The sequence below is a fragment of the Mesorhizobium delmotii genome, assembly GCF_900149755.1.
Taxonomy (GTDB): Bacteria; Pseudomonadota; Alphaproteobacteria; order Rhizobiales; family Rhizobiaceae; genus Mesorhizobium; species Mesorhizobium delmotii.
Map to the genome: position 1 here is coordinate 137,194 of NZ_FUIG01000029.1, position 17,286 is coordinate 154,479.

At 59.1% G+C, this 17,286-nt stretch carries 8 protein-coding genes; 4 read left to right on the plus strand and 4 right to left on the minus strand.

The window, feature by feature from the left end:
• Positions 1–92 precede the first annotated feature (92 nt).
• Genes BQ8482_RS19430 through BQ8482_RS19445 form a run of 4 tightly spaced genes read right to left on the minus strand, consistent with a single transcriptional unit; the run spans position 93 to position 10,732 of the window.
• Positions 93–5,681 carry a DEAD/DEAH box helicase gene (locus BQ8482_RS19430; protein ID WP_123149104.1) on the minus strand — a complete coding sequence of 1,863 codons (5,589 nt, stop codon included), beginning with the start codon at positions 5,679–5,681 and terminating at the stop codon, positions 93–95.
• A complete protein-coding gene (locus tag BQ8482_RS19435; protein WP_133254795.1) occupies positions 5,678–6,748 on the minus strand; it encodes a hypothetical protein in 1,071 nt (356 codons plus the stop codon). Before BQ8482_RS19435 ends, BQ8482_RS19430 begins: the two co-directional genes overlap by 4 nt.
• Complete coding sequence (locus tag BQ8482_RS19440) at positions 6,748–9,492, minus strand: hypothetical protein (protein WP_133254796.1); 2,745 nt, start codon at positions 9,490–9,492, stop codon at positions 6,748–6,750. Before BQ8482_RS19440 ends, BQ8482_RS19435 begins: the two co-directional genes overlap by 1 nt.
• Positions 9,493–9,523: 31 nt before the next feature.
• Positions 9,524–10,732, minus strand: a complete 1,209-nt coding sequence (locus BQ8482_RS19445; RefSeq protein ID WP_123149107.1) for a Druantia anti-phage system protein DruA — start codon at positions 10,730–10,732, stop codon at positions 9,524–9,526.
• A 377-nt stretch (positions 10,733–11,109) separates the two neighbouring features.
• On the opposite strand from BQ8482_RS19445, the gene BQ8482_RS19450 reads away from it, so the two are divergent.
• The 4 genes from BQ8482_RS19450 (at position 11,110) to BQ8482_RS19465 (ending at position 17,074) form a co-directional block, all read left to right on the plus strand.
• Complete coding sequence (locus BQ8482_RS19450; RefSeq protein WP_123149108.1) at positions 11,110–12,474, plus strand: NAD(P)-binding protein; 1,365 nt, start codon at positions 11,110–11,112, stop codon at positions 12,472–12,474.
• Positions 12,471–13,190, plus strand: a complete 720-nt coding sequence (locus BQ8482_RS19455; protein ID WP_133254797.1) for a hypothetical protein — start codon at positions 12,471–12,473, stop codon at positions 13,188–13,190. Before BQ8482_RS19450 ends, BQ8482_RS19455 begins: the two co-directional genes overlap by 4 nt.
• A 675-nt stretch (positions 13,191–13,865) precedes the next feature.
• A complete protein-coding gene (locus BQ8482_RS19460; protein ID WP_123149110.1) occupies positions 13,866–15,623 on the plus strand; it encodes an SIR2 family protein in 1,758 nt (585 codons plus the stop codon).
• A complete protein-coding gene (locus BQ8482_RS19465) occupies positions 15,623–17,074 on the plus strand; it encodes an argonaute/piwi family protein (RefSeq protein WP_123149111.1) in 1,452 nt (483 codons plus the stop codon). Before BQ8482_RS19460 ends, BQ8482_RS19465 begins: the two co-directional genes overlap by 1 nt.
• The last annotated feature ends 212 nt before the right edge of the window (positions 17,075–17,286 follow it).

Genomic DNA, 17,286 nt, shown 5'->3' on the forward strand with positions numbered 1-17,286 from the left:
CGCGGAGGTGCAAGCGGAGCTAGCCTTTGGCAGGAACCGGCGGCAGGTAGCGAAATGACGGAAGCTGGGCGCGCCGAGGGCCAATCCCAAAGTCAGCCCATAGCCCTCACAACCTGCTCCACCGCCTCGGGCAAATGCCGTCTTAGCTTCAACTCGTCGATGACCTCGACCACGGATGACGAGGAACCAAAGACGCGAATGTTCATTGCGATGGGCGAGTGGACATCCACGAGCGTCTTCTTCCCGTCCGTTTTCCGGGTCAGAACAAGCGGAGCCTCGGCGGCGGGCACGTCATAGTGGCGCTCTACGGTCCAATTCGCGCTGAACAAGCGCTCCAGTTCCTTAGCTAGAAGTTCGAGGGAGGCCGCCGCCCGTCGTTTGGGGAACTGCGGTACCGTATCGAACATCACGTGACGCAGGAGCTGTGCGCCGACGAAGCGGTCTAGCGCGGCATGATCGAGCTTGTTCCGGAAGGTCCTCAAGCATCGGTAGCAGGAGGCGTCACAGGGGCCGGGGCAATCCTCGAGGATCTTCAGAGCTTTCTCAAATAGTTCCTGGGCACGGGGCACCATCTGAGGCGAGAAACCAGCACCGCCCGCCAACGTGTCATAGAGGAAGACTTCTACCAGGACGCCATGCGCTCCATTGTCGTTGAGTGCGGGCCGATACTCGGCGAGAATTTCTCCTGCTTCGATTTGGAGCAGCCGGCAGGCCGCAGCAGATAGCGCTTCGCAAATTGTCCGCATCGCCATCTGCGTTTCGGAATTCGCTGGGGGAAGACGGAACGCAGGGTCGAGTTTAAGCGAGAACAGCGCGATGTCTGTGCGGAAGTCACCGCCTAGGACGACGTGACGGGACACATACTGGCCTTGGCACTGTTCGTCACCGTTGCTTGGATAGGGCAGAGGGTGAGGTTGGCTGAGATTCCATTCCGGCGAGGTCGCGGATTCGATTCGTCCGCACATCAGACAATAGGTGTAGCCCTCGCGCTCCGGGCCCGAATTCGAAACGAGAAGATGATCCCGCACCGGCAAAGCGCGGATGCGCGGTCCAACCGCTTCGCCAGCCTCCTCGGCGTTAAGAGCCATAATAAGCTTGGCGCGCGTGGCGTATGCAGTGTCATTCGGCTCATCCGCCACCGTCGGTGCTTCATCACCCCACGCGTGAGCGAAGCCGGGTGGGCGGAACCAAGGGCGGGCTGGGCCGAAGCTCTTGGGTGAAGCGCAAGCCTCACAGGTCAGTCGCTCGCCGATTTTGCTGAAGTCGAATTCGGGAACCGTTTTCGCATGACTGCAGCGTTCGCATTCATAGAAGAGACGGCGGCGGCCCCAGGCTCGCTTCCTCTCCCCCTTGAATGGCGAGTAGATCGCCTTCGAGGTGTACTGGTGGTCCTTGATCCAGACTTGTTTGTTGGGCGCATACTGAGAGAGAGCGACGTTCAAGCCCTGACTGGGAGAGAATTTGGGGACCGCCCGGTAGGCAGTCGACTTTTCGCTGAAGACCGTGAACGTCGCCACGTCGGTGGGGAAAGCGTACCGCGGTAAGGCACCCCAATAAAGGAGCCGGTCGAGGAGATTGTCGCTGGAAGAATCAACGAGTTCGTCATTCACCGGCGATGGATCGGCTTCCAGTTCTTCGGTGGCATCGGTTCCAGCGGCCTCCAGACCTTTCGAATCAGCGGTAGCTCCATCGTCCTCCGAATCCTCGTCATTTGGGGCTGACGGTGGTTCCTGATTTCCGAAGATCGCCTGGTCAAACGCCTTCGTCACGTCGGCGACGAATCCGTTGAGTAAAGCTTGGCGTGTAGCCGGGAGAATCTGATCTGGAAGCCAGTTGTCGATTCCGGCACGCAGCTTCGTCTCGTTCGTCTTCAGCCAGTTGGCGAAATCCTTTCGATGGATTGTGCCGATGCCTTCGCGGAAGTCCTGCACCGTCCCGAGCACCGAGAAGAGGTTCGAGAGGCCCTCGCTTTTCTCATCGAGCTGCGGCAGCCGATCTTCGTGGTAGCGCTGAAGGAGGAAGGCGCGAATGTGCCGCCGAGCAATGTCTGGGTTTTCGAGAGTCAGACGCGGGTCGACGACTTGTCCACGGATCATCGCCTTTGGGTCTGAAAAATAGTGCTCGTCGTGGCTGTCGGCGCTTCCGAATGCGACGACTGTCGCGACCGCGTTGCCCCTACGGCCTGCGCGCCCGGCGCGCTGCTGATAGTTCGCGCGGCTAGGCGGCATGTTGCGAAGCGCGACTCCTGACAGCTCGCCGATATCGATGCCGACTTCCATCGTCGTGGTGCTGCTGAGCACATCGATGCTGGTCTTTTCGAACTGGTCGATCTCGCGCCAGCCGATGTCAATGTCTTGAAACTCCATTTCGTGCTGCTCGGCCTGGGAAAAGGCTTCATCGGGCGCGGCAGTTCCCAACTGCGCAGTGTGTTCGGCCGCGATGATGGACAGGAGGTTGGGCTTGGTGGCGCTCAATGCCTCGATCACGGGATCACGATAGAAGCCCTTGCGGGCCTCGAAGACGGGATCGTTGTCCGGGTCGAACAGGTGCACGTCGGTAGAGCCGCATTCGACACATCGATGTAGTGTCGGAAGCGGACGGTGCACGGACGTGCAGGTGTTGCATCGACGCCAGTCGCCACCGATAAGGAGTGAAAGGTTGGATGCCAGCAAGCGGTCGCCTGCGCTCGTTTGCTGACAAAGTTGCATCTTGAGAAGCGGCACCCAGTGCTTTAGGAAAAACTTCTTCTGATCTGGGCTCGCCCAGACATGCTTGAGGGCGCGGAAGTCCCCCTTGTGGGCGCGCACTTTTTTGCCCGTACCCCACCAATCGTCGGGCATGTCTTTGAACCAAACGCCATTCTTTCTGATCCACGCTCGAACCCACAGCCGGGCAAGCGCGACCTTGTCGGCTGGTGCGATAGCGAGACCTTCGATCGCTGGGAGCGCCTCGATTTTGGATGCGACGTCTGGCGCCTCGACGACCGACGCGACCGCGAGCGGTTCAAGCCCAAGAATATTGTGACGGATCAGTTCGTGGATCGCGTCCGTGAGATTCTGCGGAGGCGTCGTGTTCATGAGCCCGAAAAGGGCTGCTGTCGTCGGGAGTTCGCCCGACTTGGTGTTTTTCACGCGCGGTAAGGTCTCTGACGCATTGGCCAATTTCGGCCTAAGGCGAATGCCGAACTTGTTGGCCGCAACGACGGCTGCGATCCAAGCGTGGTTCAGCCGCAATATTGGGCTAAAGCTAGGATCAGTTGCGACCATGTTGAAGCCTGCCGGCACCAGCGCGCGCAGCGTGTCTCTCAAAGAAAGATTTTGGAGCGAAGGCGCGAGACGTGCTGCGACTTGCCGAGAGTCGGAGAATGCCAGCACCTTCCGACCTCGAAGAGGAGCAAAGTCAGTGGCTTTTGCGGGGCTTGGCGGCTGCACGCTGATCTGTGAGGACACCAACGCCTGGAAAGGTTGATCGCCCTTCGTCTGATGGTCTTGGACGCTGGTTTTTCCGCCACGAACCTTATTGCCGCAGCAGCCACATGGGATGAAGAGCCCCAGGCTCGCCGATGCGGTTGCATCTTCCACTTCGTCCTCGTCGTCCGCCTCATCCGTCCTCGGCTTTTCTGTTGAGACGGTGACAAGGCCCTGCGTGGACGGGGGTAGAAAAACAGAGCGGGTCTTGGCGCCGGGCGCGTGCTGGTTAAGACGTCCAGTTCCGAGATCATAAGTCGCCTCCAGGCCCATGTGATCCTGGGTCGGCGGCTGCAGCATGATGTCGAGAGCTTCGAATTCCTCGACAACACCTTCGGCGGTGAAGAGGCGGTGTCCCGCTTCTGAAAAGAGAATGTCGGGCTTCGAAACGTCGCGCGTGTAGGCTCGCGCATAAGAGGTGCCGCAGTAGCGACAGGTGAAGTATGGCAGGACTGGCGCCGCACAGCCGCAGCGGTCGACAGGCTGGGTGTAAAGCCGTCCGATAGGACCGCCACGCTCGGCGGGTTTAAGCTCAGTACAAACGGGATCGAGGCATGCCCACAGTCCAGGCAAGCCTCGGAAGAATGCATGGACACGGCAGGGCAGCAGGCTCGCATCGTCGTCCGTTCGGCGTGCCCTGCTCCCCATGGCGATCAGAGAATTCACGGCGCGATCTGCGGCAGTCGGGTCGGCCTTTGGAAACAAGAGGTCGCGCAATTCATCGAACGACTGCGCTGCCCTCATCGTCGAGTTCACGAGGAGGCTGAAGGGGCCGTACTCGCTCAAGGCGTCGTAGAGTCGTGAGCCAATGTTGTTGCCGTCCGCCACAACCCCGCGAGCGTTCAGAAAATCTGAGACGGCCGCAGCCTGCTTGTTCGCGTCGTCGGAAAAGAACTTGTTCAGATCGACAGTGTTGAGCGCTTGGACGTCGGCTTCGACGCCTGGTGCTTCGGCCTTCCTGAGCTTCAAATCACCCAGCACAGGAACGAAGGAGGCGGCGGGAACGCCGCTAAGCTGGTTGCCGAAGGTTCCCGCCTTCTTCTTGCCCTCCTCGCTAAAGCTGGCTGTCGCGCAGATGACCTGGAAGCGTTCTGGCGGAATCCCCAGCCGATCGCGCAGTCGGCGAAGCAGCAGGCCGACTTCCGCGCCCTGCGCGCCTCGATATAGATGCGCCTCGTCGAGAACGATCAGGAACTTCTCATTGGGACAGGCCGCTAGCCATTCGCGGGTTTGATCGAAGATAGTCCGCTCGATGGGGCGGAGCATCATGTACTCCAGCATGGAGTAGTTGGTGATCAGGAGGTCGGGTGCCGTCTTCTGCGCTTCGTAACGCGTTAGGAGTTCGGCATCGTCATCGAGGGTGACTGCGCGGCAAAACTCGCCGCCTTTCTTCCATTCGCCTGATCCAAACCATTCGGTGATGTCTTCTTTCGCAGGCCACTTACCTCGCTTCATGAGTGAGCCACGAAGTTCGAAGGCGCGTTTGTCCTCGTCCGCGATAATTGGTTTGCCGGTTAGGTGACGCTCAGCCGCCTTGTCGATCTCGACAAAAAATTCCCCGATTGACCTGAGCCGTTGGCCATCCTTCTTTCGTGAACGCACGCCAGCGTAAGGCGTGCGACTGGTATAGCGCGCGAACTTCGCAGTGCGCCCGGACCACTCGATAAACATCGAGCGCACGCGCTCATGCCCGAACAACAGGCGCAGACGTCCAAGCTGATCGTTGACCAGCGCGTTCATTGGATAGAGCACCATCGCTCTGACAGCGGAGTAGTCGAGAAACTGTTCGCTTTTGTCCCGCGCTTCGATGGCGAGCTTGCCGAGGATGGGAAGTAGGAAGGACTCGGTCTTACCCGAGCCAGTCCCCGTCATGATCATAAGATTCGCTTGGTCTTTCAGGACCGTGCGGATCGCATCGGCCTGGTGCGTGTAGGGAGGATCGAACAATAGCGGCTTGCCATATTGCTCGTTCGATAGCCGCAGATAGGCCTCAAGCGCAGCCGAAGGAACTCCCTCCATCTCGGCGTATTTGGCCCCGGTTTGGTAGCGTGGAGTCGATTCCAGATACGGCGGCTGAAAGATGCCACCGGCTTGTTCCAGCAGCGTGTGGCGTTGTGCGACCACCTTCGGGTCGGCGATGTGGTAGGTCGCTTCGATGTAGCCGATCAGGGAGGATTGTAGGCTCACAATCGTCTCTTGGATAGTGAGCGTCATCGCCGTGCTCCTTCGCGATTTGGCTGCATCCACAGTGTTGATTGAAGCAAAGCGATCTCCGCCTTTTGCATAGCCGTTGGCATCGAATATCGGAAGAGACCGTTATTGGCCGGCGACTTAGAGCCGACCAACGCAAGTCGCCGCTCAGCGAACGACGGCAGCGGGCAATGAAAATCGAAGTGCGTAAGAGCGCCCTCATCGAGCACATCGAACTCCTGCGGCGAATCTCGTGTGGCGTCGATGGCTGCCTGAAGCCGCCAAGCCGAATCACAGCCCCGTTCGAATGAGTCGGTAGGCGACAGGTCGATCAAGCGACGGGCTTTGCCCATCTCTAGATCGACAACAGACCACAGCTTGAACCCGTAGGCTTGCGGCCGACGAGCAACGAACATTCCGCTGTCAGTGGCGAGAGGGGACCGCCATCGCCCTTTGTAAAACCTCGACGATTTTTCGGGCCCAAGAATTTCAAGTCCGTCGATAATCGGCGCACAAAAAGGCGCGACCGTCAGCCGCGCTCTCAAGGTATCAACGTAATCTTTCGCGCTTGCTACCGCAGGCAGCCGCAGCCACGCGCCTTCTTTGAGTTCCGAAAGACCGAGGCTTCGCAAATGTGCGCCCAGCTCTTGATCATCAGGACGGTTCAAGGTGCGAACTGGACCATCGTCATTGACCAATTTTGCGAGGTCGTCGGGCAGCGCCGATGGGAAGTCGCCGGCGACGCCGAGGATGATTGCTTCATGCGGTGAGCGGAGCACGAACGCGGGAGAGGCCGGACGTAAGATGACAGCGGGGACATCCCACTCGTCACCAACAATCTTACGCATCTCGAGAATGTCCCCGTAGGCGATGAGATCTTCCAACGCTAGTTCGACAGCGTCGCGAATGTTTTGGGTGCCACCAAGAGGATCGCTGACAAACCTGATCAGGTCCGCTGACGAACATGGCGCCAGCAAGTAGCTCCCACGCCGCAACGCAGGCTTCAGTACGCCGTGCATGGCGCCAGACGGTGGAAGTCCCAAAGCGACTGATGTCAGAGCTACAAGTTCGGCAGGTTCGATCGCACGCATCACGCGGTCTCCTTTAAGATCGCGGTTGCGGGCATTCGTGAAACAGCGTGAGCAAGGAACGCACCGCGCAGTAAATGCCCTTGGTCGAGAAGATGGGCGAGAAACTCCGTCTTGTCGTCGATGGCGTCGAGGCGAAGCTTGAGCGGACGATAGGCTAAGGTGAGAGCGAGCCGCGCCAACCATTCGTCCGACTCCACCTGGTAGTGCCTGGCGTAGTGGACGAACGCTGGGACGGCCGACACGTAGTCAGTGGGCCAGTCGCTCCGCCTCATTCGATAGCCAAAGCCCTGCGAACCACCGACCTTCGCCTGGGCTTGGTCGAGCGACGGTGGGTTACTCAGCACAAGGCCAGCGAAGTCGCGCCCGCAGCAGAGGGCAGTGAGTTCCTCACGCAAACGTCTCACCGTCAGGTCGCGACGAACCAATGCCCAATGACCGACAGGTTTCGCTTTCTCCCACCGACGCATGCCATCGATCAGCCGGATGACCGCAAGCCCCCGGTGCGGTGGGAGCGATAGGTTCTGCTTCGTTCCGAGCGACGAGAAGTCCTTGAACTTCGAGTTGGAAGGAGCGCTTACGAAGATCGACTGCGTCAGGTTCTTATACCGCGCGACGTATAGCGCTCCTTCGCCGTCGGGTCTTACGCCAACGAGCGCGGTTTCTAGGGGGAGTGGAGACTTCTCCATCGGATTGCCGAGCGAGTAGCAACTGAGCGTCGGCAATTCCTCGTGATCTGTTTCGTCAATCAACCGCACCGCCCCATTGGTGGGATTGAACTTCCAGCGAAGTGGTTCGACGGTGCGTGGGAAGCGTTCCGCCTGTCTGCCAAGTTCGTCGAGGCTTGCGACGATGTCGATCTGATACGCTTCGTCGATTTGGTCCGAGTACCGGCGACACGCCTTTTCAAGGGCCGCGGACAGTAGGTTTGACGGCTCGCCTACACGCGTTGCACCGAGCTGCATAGTGCACTCAGGATGTCCTGCTGCGCCGTAGGTGACGAGGGACCATTGAACCCCCCGGCGCGGTGGTCCGAAGGCTTGTAACGTGGCGTCCCCGCTCACTACCATTTCGAAGGTCGCGTCCGGCGGCTCAATGATCAGGCGAAATCCCGATTTGCCGCGCATGGCCTCCGGCCAGGCCTGAGGGGCCAAGATTTCAAACTCGAACATGTCGGAGGGGGTGGCCCACTCGCTGTTCGCTGTCAGAAGCGGCTTGAAGGCGAGCGAATGCCTCCCTGGCTCAAGATGCTCAATGCCGATCAACGCTCTAGAGTTGGAACACGCTATGATTTGGGATTCGGCCTCGTCAAGCGAGACCATCAGTTGGGCGACGTCGATATCTGCGGACGCGGCGACAAGGACAGGCTCGGTGACCAGCCAAGCTGGTAGATCGCCGGGCCTCGGGCTAAGCCCGACCGGAGCCACACTGATGCCTGTGCGCACGCTAATCCCGAGTGCCTTAAAGGCTTTACGATGGGCCTCGGTGAGTATGGACGGTGTTCTAGTGGCGTAGGCTTCGACGTCCTTCGCGAGCACCACGGCCCGCTGTAGACCAGCACTCTCGATCACATCGTTTCGCAAGTTTCCTCGAACGAGCAAAAGGTAGTCTTGACCTGATCGCACATGGCCGCCCAGCACCTCTCTATATGCGCCATCGAGTTGCCGACGCAGAACCCAGGCTGGTCTCTCGTCGATGCGAGCGACGCTGCCAAGCAAGGCTGCCATCCCATCGCTTGAGTCCTCCGCGGTCACAAGATCAGCATTCGGTGCCGGGAAGACATCGAGCCGACGTTCACCGCCGCTCAGAGCGAGCAGGACTGATGCCGGCTGGGAGGGTTCATCCTTCCCGGCAAATCGAATGCGCTGCCCTGCGAGGTTGTCGCGGTTGAGCCCAGCGCTGCGAAAATCTGGAAGCCTGAGACCAAGTGCGACATGTCCGTCTGGGAACTTGCGGGCGAGGAGCGTGAAGCGGCCTGCGGAAGCTTCCTTTTGCTTGGCGAGATCGCGACCTGAAGGTTTGGGTCGAAGCTCGGCACCGATCTTGAAGGTAGTGGTCTCAATCACGCGACGCGCGTCGCGCAAGTAGGAGCGTGCGTCCCGTCTGCGTTCCAAGTCGGAGACGATCTTGCTCAGGACGGACGGCTCGATACGCGTGACTTCAGGCGCACGCCCTTCGTCACGCAGTGCGAGCAAGATCTGGCTTGTCAATTCCGTTTGTTGGAGGAAGTCGCGAAAGCGTGACGAGGTTCCGCTGTAGCGATCAAGGAGGAGTTGGCCGACTGCATCACCGCCAGCCTGAACGGCTCGGGGTAATGCAAATCGCTGGTCGAAGAGATGATGGGCGAACGGCGTCTGAAGGTAGAGTGGAAGGATTGCTCCGCTGATAGGCCACGCAATGATATTAAAGTGACCGGCCCAGCGTCCCTTCGGTTCTGGCCCGCCGAACTCCACGCTGAAACGCCGATAAAAATTGCGTAGTCGCTGCCGATAGTCGTTTGTCCGCCACTCGTCCGGATGCCGTTCGAGTGCGGGCCAAAATTCGTCTCCAGAATACCGGTAGCCGGCTTCTGCGCCGATTGCGCACCATACAAGCCAGTGCGAGGCCGATGGCGGCAGATATCGAATCGAGGCGCTAGCCGCGTTCCAAACTTCTTCGACTTCGTCCGACGTCAGGCCGTGTTCGAGGGCATAGACAGGATACCGAGCCCCGCGGCGCCGCTTGGCGATCGCGGAAAAGGTCTCCATGAGCCTGTGCTGAACTCCCCCGAGCATACCGCTATCCGGTACCGCGCTTGGCAGCGGTGGGCAACCCGACCTTGCGCTTGATCAGATTGGGAATCTGCTCACGCGTCCAGGATCGGTAGTCGATCTCTCCGCGTTCAGCCCGCGGCAGGATCCACCGTTCACGTGCTAGGTCGGAAATCTGCGAAACGCTCCGCAATGTCGAAAAGTCGGGCTTCGCCTTGCCATCCTTAAGCACCTCGTAGGCGTTCTCAGCCAGCGTCGAGATAAAAACTTCGCGCTGGATGCCGTGTTTCAGGATGTTTTCGTTGACGTTCAAACCGACCAGTGCGGCCCGAATCGTACGCAGCCTCCAATTCGGGCCTTCGCCGAAGACGTGTTTGTCGGCGTAGTCGTGATCCCGTTCTCGAAGGTACGCCCGCATCTTTTCGAAGAGGCTGTCGGTAATGTGGAAGTGCCCGAAGCCTTTCGTGAAGCCGAGGGGCTTCAGGTAGGTGAGGTCGTCGAGTCTAAGACGATTATAGACGGATGAGCGACCCATAGAAGAGGTGGTCGTGACGGCGAGAAGTTTGGCGTGCTTGGCTGACTTTGAGATCACCCCAATCGATTCGCCGTAGGCACGGTTGAAGTCCTTCAAAACCTCCTTCGAGCGAATGAGGCACGCCACTGCCTTGCCACCCAGCAGGAAGCTGTACGGGGGAACCGCGCCTAGCACGTAGGCATCGAGAAGGCCAACAAGGCGCCTGGCGCGGTCGTGAACGTCCCAGCCGATCTCGTTGTCACGGACGGAGAGATTGTAAACTGGATCACCAAGGGCGATAACGCCTGCTAGGCGGCTGTGGCCATCATCCCAAACGAGGTACCGCATGCGCCGGCCAAACCCCGGGGATACCGGGACCGACCAAGTCAGTGTGGCGATGCGAAACAGGTCGGCTTCGGCCGTGCGGCTGCGCACCAGGATCAGGCGGAATTTGATCTTCGTGGGATCGATCTCCGCGCCATTGGCAAAGTGCGGCAACGCCTTTGGAAGTGCTCGTGCAATGAGGGGCAGAGCAGCGGTCATCTTCTCGCGCCACTGGCTGCGATGGAGGTTGCGCACGACTTCCTTTCCACCGTCAGGAAGTACGAGGTCGCCATTGTCGTCTTTCGCAAAACCGAGCGTACGCAAATGATTGCGGAGAGCGCGCTTTAACTTCGCCTCAGCACTAAATGGCTGCGCTACACGCGCCTGCTTAGAAATCATAGTCCCCTCCGGCCAAATGGATTTTGAACATTCTATAGACGCAACTACAAGCCGTGATTGTCGTCGCTAAACTTATTTCTTGCGCTGTGGATGGATAAAGCAAAGGGAACGGTTTCACTCGGGATGGGCAAAAAAGCAGAATGTCCGCTAGACGAAATGAGGCTTCGCAAGAACCTTGGCGAGGTAGTCGCCAGCGTGATCTGAGTTGAAGTCCAGCCACCACGTGTAACAGCATCGGTTCGGGGTTACGCGAAGCCGACTCGGCCGGGCCAAAGCCATGTTGAGTAGCCCGCCAATGTCAGGAGTAAAGCTGGCCCTTGCTGACAGCGAAATTTTCGCCTTGATCCCGCGTCCCTGTTGACGCACATCTCATCGTCATGATGCGCGGTGTCACTATTGCCCCCTCCGAGGTTGCCTCTACGCATGAGGTCACGACGAAGGTGTTTGTCCTCGGCAGTTTGTCAAAGGGCGTGACGGTTTATCAACAACAAGTTCGAGCATTGAACCTAGCCTGGGCGCTGCAGGAACTTAACGTTCAGGGGCGACGAGCTCTAACCAATGTCGCGGTCATCGGCGGCGGCGCAGCAGGCTTAACATTCGCTGCGGCGATATCGTCCTTCACCGGGGTGCACGTGACGCTATTTGAGCAGAGGTGGGATTTGTGCCCGCTCCAGCAAGGCTCCGACACGCGGTGGTTGCATCCCTTCATATATAACTGGCCGGCAGCGGGAAGTCGCAGGCCGAGTGCCAGCCTACCGGTATTAAACTGGAACGCAGGTAAGGCTTCAGACGTTGCCGCCAAAATGCTTGACACGTTCGGTGACCGCTGCACGGAGAATGAGGGCAGCGGTGGGCTTGTTCCTAAAGTATTTCTCGGCTTGGGTCACCTCAGAGTAGACGCCCATCGGGGCGAAGTGGAGTGGTTGGGTTTGGCCGCTAACCGGGCCGGACGACACTTTCGCGCCGGTGAACCCGCCGGTAACCGTCAAAGTTACGACACCATCGTAGTTGCTGCAGGGTTTGGCTTGGAAGCCGGGCAGCTAACCCAAGGGGCTGTTGCCTCGGCTTCTTATTGGCGAAATGACACTTTGGGGCAGCCGGTTCTAACTGGAGCAAGGCCGGTGTTTGTCGTATCAGGCCATGGCGACGGAGGTTTGGTGGATCTCTGCCGCTTGACGATCGAGCGTTTCCGTCAAGACACCATACTTGCGGAGCTACTTTTAGGCGATCTTGACGATGTTGAAAAGGAATTGCGAACACTGATTGGACCGGCCGGTGGTCGCCTGCCAGGCAACGTCAAGAAAATGCTCGACAACGCGCCAAAATCGCTGGCCAGACACCTTGAGACCGCAACAGAAAGGTTGCGATCTCGGCTGCGCAAAGACGTGCGCGCGGTTTTACACGTGAAGCCCGAGGAGGGCGAGGACTGGAGTGTCGATCGTCTCTTCGAGAATAAGAGTTCTTTTTTGAATAGGTTTCTTCTGTACTTGCTTTATGATGCAGGTGCATTTGCAATAACCTTGGAGCCGATTGCTCATTTTGCGAAGCGGCAGGGTATCCCGAAAAGTCATATCGTGCAGCGTCACGGGACTGGCTCATATGCACATATTCTCAGTCTCTTCTCGGACCATACCAAGGTGGAGGCGAGATTGACGACATTGAAGAAAAATGACGATCAATCGTCCGAGGAGCTCTGGCTGCCGGGCTTCTTTTCTCCTGATCCAAGAGGATTAGCGCCATGACACCTGCTGTTCATCCATTCGAGCCTAAGCAAAGCAAAATAGAACACCCCGAGCCAGTCCCGGGCGCATCGCAACTGGTGGCGCTGCCGTTCACCGCAGCCATAGCAGGATATCTGCGCAGTTTGGGTATCGCTGACAGAACTCGGGTTGTGCTCCATCGTGCCGTCAATCGTGAGGGGGGAGAATATCTGCAGCAACTGAGCGCCTACTCAGGAATTCCGTACAACTCAAATGCCGCCGGTAGGATGAACGCTGTCACTACGGGCATCATGGGAAAAGCCTTTGCCCTCCAAAGGATAGTGAGAACGCGAGCTTACCCGACCTCCGATGCTTTACTGAGCGACTTGAAGGAGGATATGAAGGACATTGGCGATAATCGCGATATCAAAACGGTAGCTCTGTCCTATCTAGCAATTCCGATGAGGTCTCCAGACGAATCTGTGGCTGCGATACTCTATGCCGATAGTTTTTCGTTCAACGCTTTTGCCGATGACGACCGACTTAATTGCCTAGTTGGTATGTGCGATGAATTTTGCCTGCTACTTGACAATCTAACCGAGCAGTCGCTTCCAGGAATTAGAAATTACGAACTGACGCGAGGGAAGGCTGTTGAAGATTCATCAACCGTCTATCCAAGACTTCAGCAGGTACTTGAAGACCATGTGACGCCAAAATTTGCTCAGCTTACATCGCTCAATTTCGAAGCCGGGAGCTAGCGCCTCCGGTGTCGACTCAGTTTGGGGCGTCTCAATGCAGAGCGTCTTTGTGTCAGCTTTGAACATCATCGCCGGACCCTGCCGCGTCACTCAGCCCGCGCTCCACTACGCAACATTTGGGCCGGCATCGAGTGACCACAATGCCTGGAGCCGGGGCTTCGAAGTGACAATACGGCTCCGCGCCTAAGTAGTTCATCGGCTTACGGCAGTGGCAGCTTTGCTACCCTTTCTTGCCGCTAACGGGCCGAAAGTTGCATATGATGGCGCTCCGCAAGAGCGGGCATTCAACCGCTACCGGTGGCGAGCCTTTGTGGCCTGCCTTCGAATAGATCTACCGCGTGCCCGGCATTGTCGACGCGTAAGCGATATGCCGGGGTCCGACCCATGCGTGACTTCCCCAGCATTGGAGACAGGCGCTTGTGAGCGAACTACTTTCGCACGGGGTCTGGGTCTTGGACCATCACTGCGTAAATTGGCCGGAATGACTTTACAGAAATCGGCCGTCCCCAAATATTATCGTCTTTCGATATCGATTGAAGGAACAACATCATCAATCCCCTCCCGACGATATCCGCCACTCAGTTCGCGACCGCCTTCGATCTCAGGCCAAATCTGGTTGCATGGTTCCTCGGCGCCGGGGCATCGGCCGCCTCCGGTATTCCGACCGGCTATGCCATGATCCGGGATTTCAAGGCACAGATATTCTGCCGTGAGACCAACCTTTCGAAGCGGGAGATTGACACGGCGGATCCGATTTGGATCGAGCGGATCGATGCCTTCTTCCGGAAAACGTTGCTGCTGCCCCCTGACGGCGACCCGACGGAATATGCCAAGGCCTTCGAAGCGGTATATCCGCAACCCCGGCATCGCCGGCAATATATCGACGACGCGATCTCCAAGGGCACGCCCTGCTTCGGGCACAAGGTGCTTGGGAGCCTGATGGCGGCTGGCAAAGTCGACTGCGTATTTACGACGAACTTCGATCCACTGATCGAGGAGTCGGCACTTTCGGCAAACGTGATTCTCCCTGTCCCAGACCAGCACCGGCCGGCAGTAGCGGCGATCGATTCTGCTGGCCGGGCCATGCGTTGCCTCAATGAGTCGGACTGGCCGTTGGTGGCGAAGCTTCACGGCGATTATCAGTCGATAGCGATCAAGAATACGGGATCGGAGTTGGAGGAGCAGGACGACCAGATGCGGCATGTGCTGGTGGAAGCCGGTAAGCGGTTCGGGATGGCCTTTGTAGGCTATAGCGGTCGCGACGCCTCGATCATGGAGGCACTGACCGCCGTTCTCGATACGCCGGCGCCATTTCCCAACGGGCTGTATTGGCTAAGCTCGTCAGCCTCGCGCCTGCTGCCCGTAGTCAATGAATTCCTGAGCCGGGCCCAGGCGGTCGGCGTTGAGGTTGCTGTCGTCGAGTGCGCGACCTTCGACGAACTTGCTGCCAACATCATCAAGACGACTGATCTGCCCCGGGCCCTCTTCGATAGGGTGATGGAGGGGCGTCCGACACCACGCCTGGTGCCGGTGCAAATGCCAACCACCGAAGCCCGAGCCTTCCCCGTCCTGCGGTATTCCTCCCTTCTGGTTGAAAGGATGCCGCCTACGGCGCGGCGCATTAGACTGGCACAATCCACGACCTCCGCCGCCGTCCGAGAATTGCTGAAGGAGAACAGTGTTCGGGCGACGGTTGCGGCGCAAGGCAGGGAACTGGCCGTCTTCGGCAAAGATCGGGATATCCTCGATACGCTAGCGCCACTCGGTGCGACGCTGGATGGCGAGGTCAAACTGGATCCGGTCGCCGATAGCTGGGCGATGGGCCTCCTTTACGACGCCCTCGTCAGGGGCTTGGCACGACGCCTCCCGCTCATTCCGCGCTACAAGCGTGCCGGACATTCCCTCGTTATTGCCCCACCCCGCGAAGCAGACGATCTGGAGCGGGCCCGTCGGGACGCACACGCGCTGTCTAACCTCCGGAGCGCCTATAAGAGCGATTTGACCGGTACCGTTCCGGGCACCGGATTTCCATTCCAGGAAGGTGTGTTTCTGAAGCTGGACATGGTCGACGGGCGCTGGTGGTGCGGCTTCGAGCCGTACACCTTCGTGAATATCCCGCGGGCCGAGGAGCCCCAGAATGGGAATCCGGGGCGTGAGGAATTCTCCAATGCGGATCCCATGGGCGCGCGTCCTGACCGCAGCGGTGACCCTGCGGGCGACTGGCGGCGTGAACGGTGGGCGCAGCGCTACAACAAGAACTGGGCGAGCATCATCGCTGGCTGGGCCCAGCTTCTGACCAACGTCAGCGGCGGGACGAAGCGGGCGTTCGGGCTGGAGGAGGGCGCCGGGATTGATGCCGTGTTCCAGGTGTCCCCGGTGACCGGCTGGAGCCGGCCGGGCCATCACCACGTCTATTTTGACAGGACCACGTAATGAGCTCCCCTGCCTCGTTGACAAAACTTCCGCCGTTCACGCTGCTAGACGAGCCGTACCTGTCCTTCTCGCCTTCGGATTCCAGTCAGGTCGACGTTCATCCGCTCCGGGGGCTTGCGAATTTCGGGCCCTATTCGAAGGGGTCGTTCGGCGGCTTCACCTCCCGGATAAGGATCGCGACCGTAGGTCCGGAGAGCGCCTTTAAGCGACGCGGCGACTTGATGCTGTTGCTGCGCAACGTGCATCGCCCGACTGACAGGTCCGAATATGTTCCGCAATATCCGGGGTTTGAGCGGCTCTTCAATGTAGCCCTAGAGTCGGCCCCACGCGACGCTCACATCAAATGGCCCGAGCATCTGCACGAGCTGCCCGGCGAGGGCGATCCGCAAACCCGGCTCTACCTCGCGATGGAGGCGGCACTGCGGCGGCTCGATATGCTTCGCAACGCGTTTGATGTCGTTTTGGTTCACTTCCCTGACAGTTGGAATCCGGCCACTCGCGGCAAATTCTTCGACGCCCATGATGCACTCAAAGCACTGGGTGCCAGATATAATATTCCAACCCAAGTGCTGAACGACCGTGCCTTCACGTTCACCCATAAGGGGTCGCTCGCATGGCGGCTGGCGACCGCCCTCTACGTGAAGGCAGCAGGCACGCCGTGGAAGCTGGCGCCGCTGAAGGGCGTGCCGGCCGATACCGCATATATCGGGCTGGCCTATGCGCTACGCGGGGACCAGCGGGATGCCCATTATGTGACTTGCTGTTCGCAGGTGTTCGATATGGATGGCGGCGGCATGCAGTTCGTGGCCTTCGAGGCCCAGGACCCCGTGGCCGACGTTGCCGAGGCGCGAAGAAATCCGTTCCTGAGCCGCGACGACATGCGCGCCGTTCTTGCCCGTAGCCTAGAACTCTACCAGGGCCGCAACGGCGGCAACCTGCCTAGGCGAATGGTCATCCACAAGACCACGGCCTTCAAGGACGGCGAGATCGAAGGGGCGTTCGATGCGCTGGCTAGCGTCCCGGAAATCGAGTGCATCGAGGTCAGTTCGGCATCCTGTTGGCGCGGCGTCTGGCTGATCGAGTCGGGCTTGCCCAGGCCCCCTACCAGACCGTCAGGCTATCCGGTGCCGCGGGGAACGATGGTGGTGCGGTCCGGCAATTCCGCGCTAGTCTGGGTCGCGGGCAACGCGCCGGAGGTCTCGACCAAGGGCGATTATTATCAAGGCAAGAAGAGCATCCCGCGCCCGCTGCAACTGATCCGTCATGCCGGCAGTGGACCGCTCGAATTGACCGCCCACGAGGCGCTAGCACTGACCAAGATGGATTGGAACAACGACGCGCTCTACGACCCGGTGCCGGTTAGCATCCGCTATTCGCAGAAACTAGCGCGCACGATAGCGAATGTCCCGGACCTGCCGAGGAACGTCTATCCCTATCGCTTATTCATGTGAGCTTCTTTGGCCCTCACCGCCGCTGGGTTCGCCTGATGGGATCAGCCCGTCCCCGTCGCGCGGATGGTAGCTAACTCAACACATCCGCTCAAATCCGGACATTCCGCTAGCTGTGCGGTGATCGGATCTCACCCGTCTGGCTGTGCGTGGCGCCAGTCGTCGCTTCGACAACTGCCTTACTGATCGTCCGACGACATCCGTAGCGGTCCGAT